General features: G+C 73.1%; 13 protein-coding genes and 2 tRNA genes. 8 read left to right on the top strand and 7 right to left on the bottom strand.

Annotation, left to right across the window (positions count from 1 at the left end):
- The first annotated feature begins 86 nt into the window (after positions 1 to 86).
- A complete protein-coding gene (locus tag IQ279_RS11955) occupies positions 87 to 1,091 on the top strand; it encodes a D-2-hydroxyacid dehydrogenase (protein WP_206348385.1) in 1,005 nt (334 codons plus the stop codon).
- Entirely contained in the window at positions 1,088 to 2,659 is a 1,572-nt protein-coding gene (locus IQ279_RS11950; protein WP_206348384.1) for an amidase, read from the top strand. The genes IQ279_RS11955 and IQ279_RS11950 overlap by 4 nt, the downstream gene beginning before the upstream one ends.
- Here IQ279_RS11950 and IQ279_RS11945 read toward each other — a convergent pair.
- Complete coding sequence (locus IQ279_RS11945) at positions 2,640 to 3,140, bottom strand: DUF3830 family protein (protein WP_206348383.1); 501 nt, start codon at positions 3,138 to 3,140, stop codon at positions 2,640 to 2,642. The genes IQ279_RS11950 and IQ279_RS11945 overlap by 20 nt on opposite strands.
- Positions 3,141 to 3,273: 133 nt before the next feature.
- Here IQ279_RS11945 and ehuB point away from each other — a divergent pair, with 133 nt between their 5' ends.
- The 5 genes from ehuB (at position 3,274) to IQ279_RS11920 (ending at position 6,875) form a co-directional block, all read left to right on the top strand.
- Positions 3,274 to 4,230, top strand: coding sequence for an ectoine/hydroxyectoine ABC transporter substrate-binding protein EhuB (ehuB, locus tag IQ279_RS11940; RefSeq protein ID WP_206348382.1), 957 nt, complete (start codon positions 3,274 to 3,276; stop codon positions 4,228 to 4,230).
- Positions 4,227 to 4,982: an ectoine/hydroxyectoine ABC transporter permease subunit EhuC gene (gene ehuC / locus IQ279_RS11935; RefSeq protein ID WP_206348381.1), complete on the top strand. Its 756-nt coding sequence runs from the start codon at positions 4,227 to 4,229 to the stop codon at positions 4,980 to 4,982. The genes ehuB and ehuC overlap by 4 nt, the downstream gene beginning before the upstream one ends.
- Entirely contained in the window at positions 4,979 to 5,629 is a 651-nt protein-coding gene (ehuD, locus tag IQ279_RS11930; RefSeq protein WP_206348380.1) for an ectoine/hydroxyectoine ABC transporter permease subunit EhuD, read from the top strand. The genes ehuC and ehuD overlap by 4 nt, the downstream gene beginning before the upstream one ends.
- A complete protein-coding gene (gene ehuA, locus IQ279_RS11925; protein ID WP_206348379.1) occupies positions 5,619 to 6,434 on the top strand; it encodes an ectoine/hydroxyectoine ABC transporter ATP-binding protein EhuA in 816 nt (271 codons plus the stop codon). Before ehuD ends, ehuA begins: the two co-directional genes overlap by 11 nt.
- Before the next feature lie 367 nt (positions 6,435 to 6,801).
- Positions 6,802 to 6,875, top strand: a tRNA-Lys gene (locus IQ279_RS11920).
- A gap of 58 nt (positions 6,876 to 6,933) precedes the next feature.
- Here the strand turns inward: IQ279_RS11920 and IQ279_RS11915 are convergent.
- The gene (locus tag IQ279_RS11915) at positions 6,934 to 7,581 is read right to left on the bottom strand and encodes a nucleoside/nucleotide kinase family protein (protein ID WP_206348378.1); all 648 of its coding nucleotides are present in this window, start codon (positions 7,579 to 7,581) and stop codon (positions 6,934 to 6,936) included.
- Between the two features lie 168 nt (positions 7,582 to 7,749).
- Between IQ279_RS11915 and IQ279_RS11910 the strand changes: the two genes are divergently transcribed.
- Positions 7,750 to 7,823, top strand: a tRNA-Lys gene (locus tag IQ279_RS11910).
- A gap of 78 nt (positions 7,824 to 7,901) precedes the next feature.
- Here the strand turns inward: IQ279_RS11910 and IQ279_RS11905 are convergent.
- The 5 genes from IQ279_RS11905 to IQ279_RS11890 all read right to left on the bottom strand — a co-directional run bounded on the left by IQ279_RS11905 (position 7,902) and on the right by IQ279_RS11890 (position 11,888).
- Entirely contained in the window at positions 7,902 to 8,054 is a 153-nt protein-coding gene (locus tag IQ279_RS11905; protein WP_206348377.1) for a hypothetical protein, read from the bottom strand.
- Positions 8,055 to 8,262: 208 nt separating this feature from the next.
- On the bottom strand, positions 8,263 to 8,994 hold the full coding sequence (locus IQ279_RS27960) for a class F sortase (RefSeq protein ID WP_307792315.1): 732 nt from the start codon (positions 8,992 to 8,994) through the stop codon (positions 8,263 to 8,265).
- Between the two features lie 20 nt (positions 8,995 to 9,014).
- Positions 9,015 to 9,716 (bottom strand): hypothetical protein, encoded by a 702-nt coding sequence (locus IQ279_RS27955; RefSeq protein WP_241027981.1) that lies wholly within the window; start codon positions 9,714 to 9,716, stop codon positions 9,015 to 9,017.
- 150 nt (positions 9,717 to 9,866) lie between these two features.
- On the bottom strand, positions 9,867 to 10,646 hold the full coding sequence (locus IQ279_RS11895; protein WP_206348375.1) for an HAD-IIA family hydrolase: 780 nt from the start codon (positions 10,644 to 10,646) through the stop codon (positions 9,867 to 9,869).
- 75 nt (positions 10,647 to 10,721) lie between these two features.
- Positions 10,722 to 11,888 (bottom strand): ROK family transcriptional regulator, encoded by a 1,167-nt coding sequence (locus IQ279_RS11890; protein WP_241027997.1) that lies wholly within the window; start codon positions 11,886 to 11,888, stop codon positions 10,722 to 10,724.
- Between the last annotated feature and the right edge of the window lie 132 nt (positions 11,889 to 12,020).

The raw sequence follows: 12,020 nt of genomic DNA, 5'->3' as shown, positions 1-12,020 counted from the left end.
TCCGTACGGTGCTCCGGATCTCTTCGCGCCGGACCCAATACTTCTCCTCCCCCGTTGCCCCCTCGTTGCGAAACGGTTTTCCGCCCATGTCAGAAACGACTGTTCCGGCCGGCGTCCCCACTCTCGGCGTCCTTGGCGTCCCCGACGGCGATCGGCCGAACCTGGAGCGCATCTCGGGGCGCGCCCGGGTGGAGTACGCCGACGAGGCTTCCCTGGCCGCCCTGCTGCCGACCGTGGACGCACTGCTGGTCTGGGATTTCACCTCCGACGCCGTACGCCGTGCCTGGCCCGGTCCGGGCCCGCGGCCGGGCTGGGTGCACACCGCGAGCGCCGGGGTCGACCGGCTGCTGGGCTGTCCGGAACTGGTCGGCTCCGAAACGGTGATCACCAATGCGCGGGGGGTCTTCGACCAGCCCATCGCCGAATACGTGGCAGGCCTCGTCCTGGCTTTGGCCAAGGATTTCCACGGCAGTTGGGAATTGCAGCGGCAGCGGCGCTGGCGGCACCGGGAGACAATGCGGCTGGCCGGAACTCACGCGATTGTCGTAGGTTCGGGCCCAATCGGCCGGGCAATCGGCCGCACACTTATGGCACTGGGTGTCGAGGTGGAACTCGTGGGGCGCAGGGAACGGTCCGCGGATCCGGAATTCGGTCGAATTCACGCCAGTGGAACGCTCGACGCCCTCCTCCCCTCGGCCGACTGGGTCGTGTGCGCGGCGCCCCTGACCGAGTCGACCACCGAGATGTTCGACGCCGCCGCCTTCGCCCGGATGAAGCCGACGGCCCGTTTCGTCAACATCGGACGCGGCGCCCACGTGGTGCAGGAGGACCTGGTCGAGGCGCTGCTCTCGCACCGGATCGCGGCGGCGGCGCTGGACGTCTTCGCCGACGAGCCGCTGCCCTCCGACAGCCCGCTGTGGGGCATCCCCGGCCTGCTGGTCTCGCCGCACATGAGCGGCGACACCGTCGGCTGGCGCGACGACCTCGCCCGGCAGTTCTGCGACAACTTCGACCGTTGGACGGCGGGCGAGCCCCTGTTCAACGTCGTGGACAAGAAGCTCGGCTACGTCCCGGACAGGAGCGCGCCATGACCAGCACCACCGACCCGGCCGGCCCCGCCGGCCACACCGGCCCGGTCCGCCCGAACGGCCCCACCGGCCTGACCCGCCCGAACGGCTCCGCGGACCCGGGCGGCCCCACGGACCCGAGCGGTCTCACGGACCCGAGCGGTCTCACGGACCTGACCGCCGCCCGGCTGGTGGAGGGTTACGCCCGCGGGGAGTTCACCCCCGTGGAGGTGGCCCGCGCCGTACTGGAGCGGTCCGAACGCATCCAGCCGGCGGTGAACGCGTTCGTCCGGATCGACGCCGAGGCGGCGATGGAGCAGGCGCGGCGGTCCGCCGGCCGGTGGCGGCGCGGGGAGCCTGCCGGTCTGCTGGACGGGGTGCCGGTGTCGGTGAAGGACATCCTGCTGCTGCGCGGCGGCCCGACGCTGCGCGGCTCGTGGACGGTCTCCGCCGACGGTCCCTGGGAGGAGGACGCCCCCTCGGTGGCGCGGTTGCGCGAGCACGGGGCGGTGTTCACGGGCAAGACGACGACACCGGAGTTCGGCTGGAAGGGCGTCACCGACAGCCCGCGGCACGGCGCGACGGGAAACCCGTACGCCCCGGGGCGCACCGCGGGCGGTTCCAGCGGCGGCAGCGCGGCCGCGGTGGCACTGGGGGCCGGGCCGCTGAGCCTGGGCACCGACGGCGGCGGCTCGGTGCGCATCCCGGCGTCCTTCTGCGGGATCTTCGCGCTGAAGCCGACGTACGGGCGGGTGCCGCTGTACCCGGCCAGCGCCTACGGGACGCTCGCGCACGTCGGCCCGATGACCCGCGACGCGCGGGACGCGGCGCTGCTGATGGACGTGATCACCGGCCCGGACGCCCGCGACTGGTCGCAGCTCGGGCCGGTGCCGGGCAGTTTCCGCGACGCTCTGGACGGCGGGGTCGCCGGCCTGCGGGTGGCGTACTCCCCCGGCCTCGGCGGCCGGGTGGAGGTGGGCCGCGAGGTCGCGGCGGCGGTGCGGCGGGCGGTGGAGGCGCTGGAGGGGCTGGGCGCGCGGGTGGAGGAGCGCGACCCGGGCCTGCCCGACTGCCTGGAGGCCTTCCACACCCTGTGGTTCAGCGGCGCCGCCCGGGTGACCCAGCATCTGGACCCCGAGCGGCGCGCGCTGCTGGACCCGGGCCTGCGGGAGGTGTGCGAGCAGGGCGCGGCCCGCAGTGCGCTGGAGTACCTGGCGGCGGTGGACGTGCGGATGTCGATGGGCCGGCTGATGGGCGCCTTCCACACGGAGTACGACCTGCTGGTCACCCCGACGCTGCCGGTCACCGCCTTCGAGCTGGGCGGCGAGGTGCCGCCGGGCTCGCCGCACACCCGCTGGACGGGCTGGACGCCGTTCACCTACCCGTTCAACATGACCCAGCAGCCCGCGGCGTCCCTGCCCTGCGGGGTGGACGGCGGCGGACTGCCGATCGGGGTGCAGTTGGTGGGCGCGCGGCACGCGGACGCGCTGGTGCTGCGCGCCGCGCACGCGCTGTACGAGGCGGGGGCCGCCGACGTTCCGCCACCCCCGTCGCTCGCTTCCGGCCCGGCGCCTAGGCCCGCCGGAAGCTGAGGCTCTCACCCAGGGCACCGGCCCGCCACAGGTCCTGGCAGGCGTCGGCCATCCGGTCCAGTCCGTCCACCACCGCCCCCCACACGATCCCGGGGACCCAGCCGGCGTCACCGTTGATCAGCAGGTTGTTGCGCTCGTAGAACAGGGCCAGGTCCACCACGGTCGGCCTGCCCCGGTGCCCCGCCTCCGTCTCGTAGCCGTAGGAGGAGGTGCCGAGCTGGACGTCGGTGAAGGTGAAGTAGCACAGGTCGCCGGGGATGGGCGTGATGGTGGGGTTCTCCAGCGGCGGCTCGGCCGGGGCGAACGTGGGCAGGAGGGTGTAGATCTCGTTGCGCGCGTACTTGGCGTGGTAGACGTCGCCGCCCAGCGGAAGGGCGTTCCACACCGCCTCGCAGGTGATGGGCGCGCGGTCGTCGAGCAGTTTCGCCGTGCAGCTCACCCCCCGCTTGTCGAGTGATACTTCGATGAAACGGTCTGCCATTTCGGCTCCTGTCCGTCGATTTCCCTCCCAATACTGACGCAGCGACCGGTCCCGGCCGTCAACACCGCAACGGCCGCATCAAGGGCTGGAAACGGCGGGCATATTTTTCGTTGATCGGGGTAGTGGCGCGCCCATGGCTCCACCACAAGGGAACGAGACAGGAAAATCAGGCACAGGCGACAGCCTCGGTAACCGGACGAGACCCGTCCGGGGGATAAGCCGCCGCGCGATGCTGGCGGGCCTGGGCGCGCTGGGCGCGGCGGGCACGATCGGCGTGGCCGGATGCAGCCGGGTGCCCGACGCCGGGAAGGCCGGCGAGGGCAACCTGCTGGAGCGCATAAGGGCGCAGAACACCGTACGGGTGGGCATCGCCGGCGAGGTCCCCTACGGGTACATCAACGACCAGGGCGAGTTGACCGGTGAGGCGCCGGAGATCGCGAAGGTCATCTTCAATCGGCTGGGTGTGGAGAACGTCGTCCCCGTTCCGACCGAGTTCGGTTCGCTGATTCCGGGACTCCGCTCGCAGCAGTTCGATGTGGTCTCCGCGGGCATGTACATCAATCCCCAGCGCTGCGAACAGGTGATCTTCGCCGATCCCGAGTACGTGATGCTCGACGCGTTCATCGTCCCCAAGGGCAACCCGAAGGGGCTGAACAACTACGAGGACATCGTCCGCACCGGCGCGAGGATGGCCACCGGCACCGCGTACGCCGAGATCGACTACGCGGTCGCGGCCGGCGTCCCCCGCGACGAGATGCTGATCCTGCCCGACCAGGTCGCCGGACTGTCGGCCGTCGAGCAGGGCCGCGCCGATGTCTTCGCCGGCACCTCGCTGACCGTCCGCCAGGTGACGGAGGGCAGCAACCGGGCCGAGTCCACCGAGCCCTTCCAGCCCATGGTGGACGGCGAGCCGGCGATCGGCGCGGGCGGCTTCGCCTTCCGGCCGAGCGCCACCGTGCTGCGCGACGCGTTCAACCGGGAGCTGCGCAAGCTCAAGGAGAGCGGTGAGCTGCTGGAGATCATGCGGCCCTTCGGTTTCACCGAGGACGAGATGACCGACCTGACCGCGAAGGAGCTGTGCGCATCATGACCTGGGGCCTTTGGGAGTCCTACATGCTGCCCGGCATCTGGATCACCATCCAGGTGACGGTGTACAGCGCCGCGCTGGCCGCGGCCGTCTCCTTCGTCGTCGGGATCCTGCGGTCCTCACCGCTGTGGATCGTCCGCTTCCTGTCCGGCGCCTACTTCGAGATCTTCCGCGGAGCCTCGGCGCTGGTGTTCATGTTCTGGCTGTTCTTCGCCCTGCCGATTGCCTTCGGCTGGCAGCTCGTCCCGATGTGGGCGGGTGTGCTGGCACTGGGCCTGACCTACGGCGCGTACGGTTCGGAGGTCGTACGCGGCGCGCTGGCGGCGGTCTCCCCCGCCCAGCGGGAGGCGGGCATCGCGCTGAGCTTCACCCGTATGCAGCGGCTGCGGCGCATCGAACTGCCCCAGGCGTGGCCGGAGATGGTTCCGCCCTTCAACAACCTCGCCATCGAGCTGCTGAAGGGCACCGCGCTGGTCTCGGTCATCAGCGTGGCCGACATGACCTTCGCGTCGAACCTGATCCGTTTCACCACCAACGAGAGCGCGCCGATCTACACGCTCCTGCTGGTGATGTACTTCGTGCTCGCCTTCCTCATCACCCGCGTCATGCGGATGGTGGAGCGGAAGGCCAAGGCCGGGATCGGGCAGGCGCCGCCGCCGGGCGGCGGGCTGCTGGGCGGCCTGCGCCGCCGGACGAAGACCGCCGACCCCGTCACCGGGACGGCCGCCGCGGGCACCCCGGGGGGTAATCAGTGAACTGGGACTGGAACGTCGTCGAGGACTTCATGCCGCGCTTCTGGGACGGGGTGCTCGTCACCCTCCAGGCGCTGGTGCTGGGGTCCCTGCTCGCCTTCACCCTCGGCCTGGTGTGGGCCGTCGCGCAGCGCTCCTCCAAGGTGTGGGTCCGGACGCCGGTGACCGCGGTCACCGAGTTCATCCGCAACACCCCGCTGCTGGTGCAGCTGTTCTTCCTCTTCTACGTGGTGCCGGAGTGGGGGCCGACCATGTCCCCGCTGATGACGGGTGTGATCGGCCTCGGCCTGCACTACTCGACCTACACCGCCGAGGTCTACCGGGCCGGCATCGACGGTGTGCCCAAGGGGCAGTGGGAGGCGGCCACCGCGCTCAGCCTGCCGCCGGTGCGCACCTGGACGGCCGTGATCCTGCCGCAGGCGATCCGCCGTGTGGTGCCCGCACTGGGCAACTACGTCATCGCCATGCTGAAGGACTCGCCGCTGATCGCGATCATCGGCGCCTTCGAGATGCTCGGCGAGGCACGCGCCTACGGCTCCGAGACCTTCCGGTTCCTGGAGCCGATCACCGTCGTCGGCATCGCCTTCATCGTCATCGCCTACCCGGCTTCCCTCCTCATCCGAGCCCTGGAGCGTCGTCTTGTCCGCTGACACCCCGCGTGAGAACGCCACCACGAGTACCGCCGCGGACGGCCGCGAACTGATCCGCTTCGACAAGGTGACCAAGCGCTTCGGCGACCACGTCGTCCTGGACCAGCTGGAGTTCAGCGTCTCCGCCGGAAAGCACGTCACCCTCATCGGCCCCTCCGGATCGGGCAAGACCACGATCCTGCGGCTGCTGATGACCCTGCTCAGGCCCGACGAGGGCACCATCGCGGTCGACGGCGACTACCTCACCCACGAGGAGAAGGGCGGCAGGCTCGTCCCCGCCGGCGAGAAGCACACCCGCGAGGTGCGCAAGAAGATCGGCATGGTCTTCCAGCAGTTCAACCTCTTCCCCAACATGAAGGTGCTGCGCAACATCACCGAGGCACCCGTCCACGTGCTGGGCATGGGCAAGGACGAGGCCGAGCAGCAAGCTCGCGAGATGCTGGAGAAGGTGGGGCTGACCGAGCACATCGACAAGTACCCCTCCCAGCTCTCCGGCGGCCAGCAGCAGCGCGTGGCCATCGCCCGCGCGCTGGCCATGAGCCCGAAGGTGCTGCTGCTGGACGAGGTCACCTCGGCCCTCGACCCGGAGCTGGTCGCCGGGGTGCTGGACGTCCTGCGGGACATCGCGCACACCACCGACATCACCATGCTGGTGGTCACCCACGAGATGAACTTCGCCCGGGACATCTCCGACGACGTGCTGATGTTCAACGAGGGCAAGGTGATCGAATCCGGTCCGCCGGAGAAGATCTTCAACGACCCCGACCACGAGCGCACCAGGGAGTTCCTGGGCGCGATCCTCTGAGGAGGACCCTTTGGGGCGCGCCGCCGCGCCCGGCCCTCCCGTCCGCCCTCGAACACGTTTCGGGAAGCGGGCGGGGGGCCGGTGTTCCGCGCGGCCGTGCCGGTGACCGCGGGACCGACCGTCGGCGCCCTGGGGGCGTGCCCGCCGGTCGATGAGACCTACCGGCTGCGGCGGGCCGCCGAGGCACTGAGCGAGCAGGCCGCCGGGGCGCTGCTCCCGCTGTCGCTTGGGGACGCGCCCGCCGGGGCTCGTGGCCGGGCGCACGCCCGGGGCGCGTGGTCGGGAGCACCGCGGGGAGCGGGTAGTATGGTTCCCGACAGCGCGCTCCGACAGGTCGCCACAAGATCACCGGAGTCGCTGCCCGCAGGCGCCGCTAGCTCAGTTGGTTAGAGCAGCTGACTCTTAATCAGCGGGTCCGGGGTTCGAGTCCCTGGCGGCGTACAGCAAGAGAAGGGCCCCTCGCGTCACGCGAGGGGCCCTTCTCCTCATCGGCGTCCCGTCAGTGTCCCGCCCAGTGGAACGACAGCTTCACGCACGCCGACGTCCTCGACGCCTCCACGATCTCCGCGTTGGGCATGTCGTTGGACCGGACCCACTCCCGGGCCTCCCCGGCGGTGCGGCCTCCCGCCAGCTGCCGCTCCACCAGCCTGCGGCGGCGCTCCCCGGGGCCGGCCTCCACGTACCACAGCTCGTCGATCGACCTGCGCGCGTCCGGCCAGCCGGGCAGGTCGCAGGCCAGGTAGTTCCCCTCCGTCACCACCAGCCGGACCCCGGGGCGCACCACGTGGCGGGCCGCCACCGGCTCGTCCAGCGTCCGGTCGAAGTCGGGCACGTAGACGTCGTGGTCCGGCTCCAGGACCAGGCGCCGCAGCAGGGCGGCGTACCCGTGGACGTCGAAGGTGGGGGGCGAACCCTTGCGGGCGGCCAGGCCCAGCCGGTCGAGCTGGGCGTTGGACAGGTGGAAGCCGTCCAGCGGGACGTACGCCGCCGCGTCCGCCCCGTGCCGCCCGCACAGCCCCGCCACCAGGGCCCGGGCCAGTGTGGACTTGCCCGCGCCGGGCGGCCCCGCCAGGCCGAGCACTGCCCGCCCGCCTCCCGCGCGGGCCGCCGGCCGCCAGGCCCGGTCCATCAGCTCACCGGTTCGCATGACCGGAAACCTACTCCCCAGGGCCCCCAGCGGCCCCCGCGGGCCGTCCGGGCCCCGGCGCGGTGGGTCCGGCCGAGGCCCGGACGGAGCACCGCGCGGCGTCGGGTATGCTGGTCCCCGCAGTTCGGCACCGATCGGCACATACCGTGCGGATCACCGCCCCTGCGGGCGCCGCTAGCTCAGTTGGTTAGAGCAGCTGACTCTTAATCAGCGGGTCCGGGGTTCGAGTCCCTGGCGGCGTACCTCTTCGATCCGGGCTCCACCGTCCTGTGCGGTGGGGCCCGGACGTTTCCCCCGGCGCCTTCCCCCGCGCCCGCTCCTCAGTCGATGCCCCGGCAGATATGCGGCTCGCACTCGTCGTCGTCACCGTCCCCGGCGAGGCGCAGCAGCGGGGGCTGGGAGGCCGGCAGCTCGTCGAGGGCCCGCGTCGCGGCGGGCGGGGCGTCGGCTTCCGGTTCAGCTGTGTCGTACATGGCGCAGCGGCAGCCTTCCGTGTCCTGGGGGGGGTCTCGGCGTCCGAGTACCGCGTCCCCCTGTCTTCAATCCCGGGCGGGCGGGGAACGCAACCGCTTCCGGCCGGAGGTTCACCCCGGTGACGACAACGACCGGGCCGGGCGGCGGTTGCGCACGGCTCACCCCGCACCGGCCCTCTCCGCACCGGGCCTCCCCGCACGGTGCCGCTCACCGCGCCCGGCCCTCGCCGCCGCTTCGGCCGGTGTCCGCCCCGCTCCCGGAGCGGACACCGGTCAGATACGCCGAGACCACCAGATTGGCCGTGTAGGAGCCGCTGGCCCGGTCGAAGGCGCCGGTGCAGGTGATCAGCCGGAGCTCGGCGCGTCCGAGACGGCGGGCGCCGTAGACCTCGTGCGGGTCGAAGTCGGCCCGCTCGGCGATCGCGACGTCCTCGACGGTGAACTCCGCGGTCCTGCCGTCGTCGCGCGCGACGTGCACCCGGTCCCCGGGGCGCACCGAGGGCAGGCGCTGGAAGACCGCTCCTCCGGTCTCGGTGTCCAGATGCCCCACCAGCAGCGCCACCCCCTCCTCTCCGGGCGCCGGGCCGTCGGCGAACCAGCCGACGGCGTCGGCGGAGTCCAACGGCGGGGGCTCCACGGCGCCCTCGCGGTCGAGCCCCCGCTCGATGATCCGCGCGTGGACGCCGATGCCGTCGATGTCGACACGCCGGGGTTCGGCGCCGGGCAGCGGAGCGTGGCCGGACCTGAGCCCCGGTGCCCGGCCGGACGCCGGGGCTCCCGCCCGCGCCTGCTCCGGCGGCCGGGCGGCGGGGTCGGTCAGCTCCCTGCCCCACAGCCACAGCCCGAGCAGCAGCACCGCCCACACCGCCACCACCGCCAGCCGCGAGGCGCAGCCCGTGCGCGGCTCCCCGCCCGGGACATCGGGGACGTCGTCGTACACGGCCGTCGCCGCCGGCCGGCTCAGCGGTCGGATTCGGAGCGGGACCGGCGGCGCAGCGCCGCGGCCCGCCAGAGGACGATCAGGGTGGCGGTGCCCGCCAGTCCGGCGCCCAGGGCGGTGTGGAGGGCGCTCGGTCCGGCTTCCCCGCCCTCTTCGCCGGCCGCCTTCGCGGTGCCGCCGCCGCCGGCCGGCACGGGGGCGACCGGGCTCACGGCCGGATCGGTGGCGTGGTGGGAGGGACCCCCGGAGGCCGGGCCGGACCCGGAGTGGTGCACGGTCACCCGGCCGGTGACCTTCACGCCCACGCACTCCACCGTGATCCGGTACTCCCTGGGCTCGGCGTCCGAGCGGATGACCGCCTCGCCGCGCAGCCCGCCGCGATCGGCACCTGGGGCCAGCAGCGCATCGGCGACGAACGCCTCGGAGCGGGCGGTGGCGACGGTGCCCTTGCAGGACACGGCCCACAGTTCGATCTCGGTGCCGGGGCGGACCCTGGCCGGGCTCACCCGCACCGACACCTCCGGCGAGCCGGACTGCCCGGTGGAGGGCGTCCCGGGAGCGGGCGGGCGGGAGGCGCCGGGACCGGGGCTCTCGGCGGCCGCCGCGGGGGAGGCGAGGGCCGTGAGAGCGGCGAGACCGGCGGGAGGGGCCGCCGCGGCGCAGACGGCGAGCGCCGCGGCGAGGACGCTCGGGGTGGGTCGTACGGTGCGGAAGATGCCCATGTCGAACCTCCGGGTCGGTACTCCCGAAGATCCGCCGCGCCGCGCCGCCCCGCATCCCGGCGCCGCCCCGCGCTGCTCCGTTCGAGCGCGCCCGGCCGCGGGCGGGGCAGGCGCAGGGCGAAGGCGAACGCGGGGCGGCGCCGGAGCCGGTCAGATCCGTTCGACGAGGTCCGCGATCGAATCGGCGACCGTCGAGGGGCGGAACGGAAAGCGGTCCACATCGGCCGGCCGCGTCAGCCCGGTGAGGACGAGGAAGGTCTCCATACCGGCCTCCAGCCCGGCCAGCACATCGGTGTCCATCCGGTCGCCGATCATCGCGCTGGACTCGGAGTGGGCGCCGATGACGTTGAGCCCGGCCCGCATCATCAGCGGGTTGGGCTTGCCGACGAAGTACGGCTCGCGCCCGGTCGCCTTGGTGATCAGCGCCGCGACCGACCCGGTGGCCGGCAGCGCGCCCTCGGCGGACGGGCCGGTCTCGTCGGGATTGGTCGCGATGAACCGCGCGCCGTCGTTGATCAGCCGGATCGCCTTGGTGAGCGCCTCGAAGCTGTATGTGCGCGTCTCGCCGAGCACCACGTAGTCGGGGTCGGTGTCGGTGAGGATGTAGCCGATGTCGTGAAGCGCGGTGGTCAGCCCGGCCTCGCCGATGACGTACGCGGTGCCCTCCGGGCGCTGCTCCTCCAGGAACTTGGCGGTGGCCAGGGCGGAGGTCCAGATGTTCTCCACCGGGACGTCCAGGCCCATCCGCTTCAGCCGGGCGTGCAGGTCGCGGGGCGTGTAGATCGAGTTGTTGGTCAGCACCAGGAACGGCTTGCCCGACTCCCTCAGCCGCTTGAGGAAGTCCTCGGCCCCCGGGATCGGCACCCCCTCGTGGACGAGGACGCCGTCCATGTCGGTCAGCCAAGACTCGATCGGCTTGCGCTCCGCCATTGGTCACTCCTGCCTGTCACAACGCACATCGGGCGTGGCGGCGGCACCACGCTGTGCTGCGCCGACGCCCTCAGACTAGCCACTGTCCGCCGGAGGCGGCCCCGCCTTTCCGGGGTCGCCTCCGGGGCCGCCTCCGGCACCGCCTCGGCCGGGGCCTTGCGGTCTCGTTCCCGGTTCGAGCCGCCCGAAGAGCGGTGCGAGGACCAGATGTGCCGCGCCGCGGGCGACCAGCCGCACGCCGCCGGGGGCGACGGACACCGGTACGGCCCGGCCGTCGGTGCGCGCGGCCCGGGCCGCCAGCACCCGCTGCACGCCCGCGCTGTAGGCCTCCGGATCGGCCAGTACGGTCCGGCCGCCGAGCACCACGCGGTCGATGTCCAGCAGCCCGGCCAGCCCCGCCGCCCCGGTGCCCAGTACGCGGGCGGCCTCGGCGGCATCGCCCCGGGCGACGGCCGCCAGGCACAGCGCCTCCAGGCAGCCGCGGTCGCCGCACCCGCACTCCGGGCCGTCGAGCAGCACCACCTGGTGGCCGAACTCACCGGCCCCGGTGCGCGTCCCCCGGTACAGCGCCCCCTCCAGTACGAGCCCGGCGCCCAGTCCGGTGCCCAGGTGCAGATACGCGAACGACGCGCCGCCGTCCCCCTGCCCGCCGCGCAGGGCGAGGCCGAGTGCCGCGGCGTTGGTGTCCTTGTCCAGCGCGACGGGCAGCCCCAGCCGCCGGGACAGCGCCTCCCGCAGCGGGTGGCCGTCCCAGTGGGGGAAGCCGGTCACCCGCCGCAGCACTCCCGTGCGATGGTCCAGCGGGCCCGGGCACGCCACCCCGACGCCCAGCGGGCGGCCGCGTCCGGCGCCGGCCGGCAGGGCGCGCACCGCACCGGCCGCCGCGTCCAGCACCGCCTCGCGGGGCGCGCCCAGGTCGAAGGGGGCCCGGTGGGCCGCGACCACGCCGCCCGGCAGGTCCACCAGGACGGAGGTGATCTCGTCACGGTCCAGGTGCAGGCCCACCGCGTGGCGCGCGTCGCGCACCAGACGCCACAGGGTGCGCGGCTTGCCGCCGGTGGAGGGGCGGCGTCCGGCCTGCGCCACCAGGCCCGCCTCCCGCAGCCGGGCGGTGATCTTGCTGACGGCCTGCGGCGTCAGCCCCGTGGCCTCGGCCAGTTCGGGCCTGCTCGCGCCCGCCCCGCCCGCCGCGCGCAGCAGGTCCAGGACGAGTGCGGCGTTGTGGCCGCGCAGGGACGGCAGGTTCGCGGCCGCCGGGGAGGCGGCGGGGAGGGAGCCGAGGGAAGCGACGGGGGCGGGGTCGGGAGAGGCAGGGGTCACGGGTCCATTCTCGCGCCCGCTTGCGCTTCGGAAACGCTGTTGCCAAAGTGGGCG

The organism is Streptomyces verrucosisporus (genome assembly GCF_017114865.1).
Classification (GTDB): Bacteria; Actinomycetota; Actinomycetes; order Streptomycetales; family Streptomycetaceae; genus Streptomyces; species Streptomyces fenghuangensis.
Note: the sequence above shows the minus strand (reverse complement) of the source record. Positions and strands in the feature narration are given on the sequence as shown.

Bases quoted from the DNA above. Each gene is read 5' to 3' on its own strand.
- IQ279_RS11950 (WP_206348384.1), top strand. From the start codon at position 1,088: ATGACCAGCACCACCGACCCGGCCGGCCCCGCCGGCCACACCGGCCCG.
- IQ279_RS11955 (WP_206348385.1), top strand. From the start codon at position 87: ATGTCAGAAACGACTGTTCCGGCCGGCGTCCCCACTCTCGGCGTCCTT.
- IQ279_RS11905 (WP_206348377.1), bottom strand. From the start codon at position 8,054: ATGTACGACACAGCTGAACCGGAAGCCGACGCCCCGCCCGCCGCGACG.
- IQ279_RS11945 (WP_206348383.1), bottom strand. From the start codon at position 3,140: ATGGCAGACCGTTTCATCGAAGTATCACTCGACAAGCGGGGGGTGAGC.
- IQ279_RS11915 (WP_206348378.1), bottom strand. From the start codon at position 7,581: ATGCGAACCGGTGAGCTGATGGACCGGGCCTGGCGGCCGGCGGCCCGC.
- IQ279_RS11895 (WP_206348375.1), bottom strand. From the start codon at position 10,646: ATGGCGGAGCGCAAGCCGATCGAGTCTTGGCTGACCGACATGGACGGC.
- IQ279_RS27955 (WP_241027981.1), bottom strand. From the start codon at position 9,716: ATGGGCATCTTCCGCACCGTACGACCCACCCCGAGCGTCCTCGCCGCG.
- ehuB (WP_206348382.1), top strand. From the start codon at position 3,274: ATGGCTCCACCACAAGGGAACGAGACAGGAAAATCAGGCACAGGCGAC.
- ehuC (WP_206348381.1), top strand. From the start codon at position 4,227: ATGACCTGGGGCCTTTGGGAGTCCTACATGCTGCCCGGCATCTGGATC.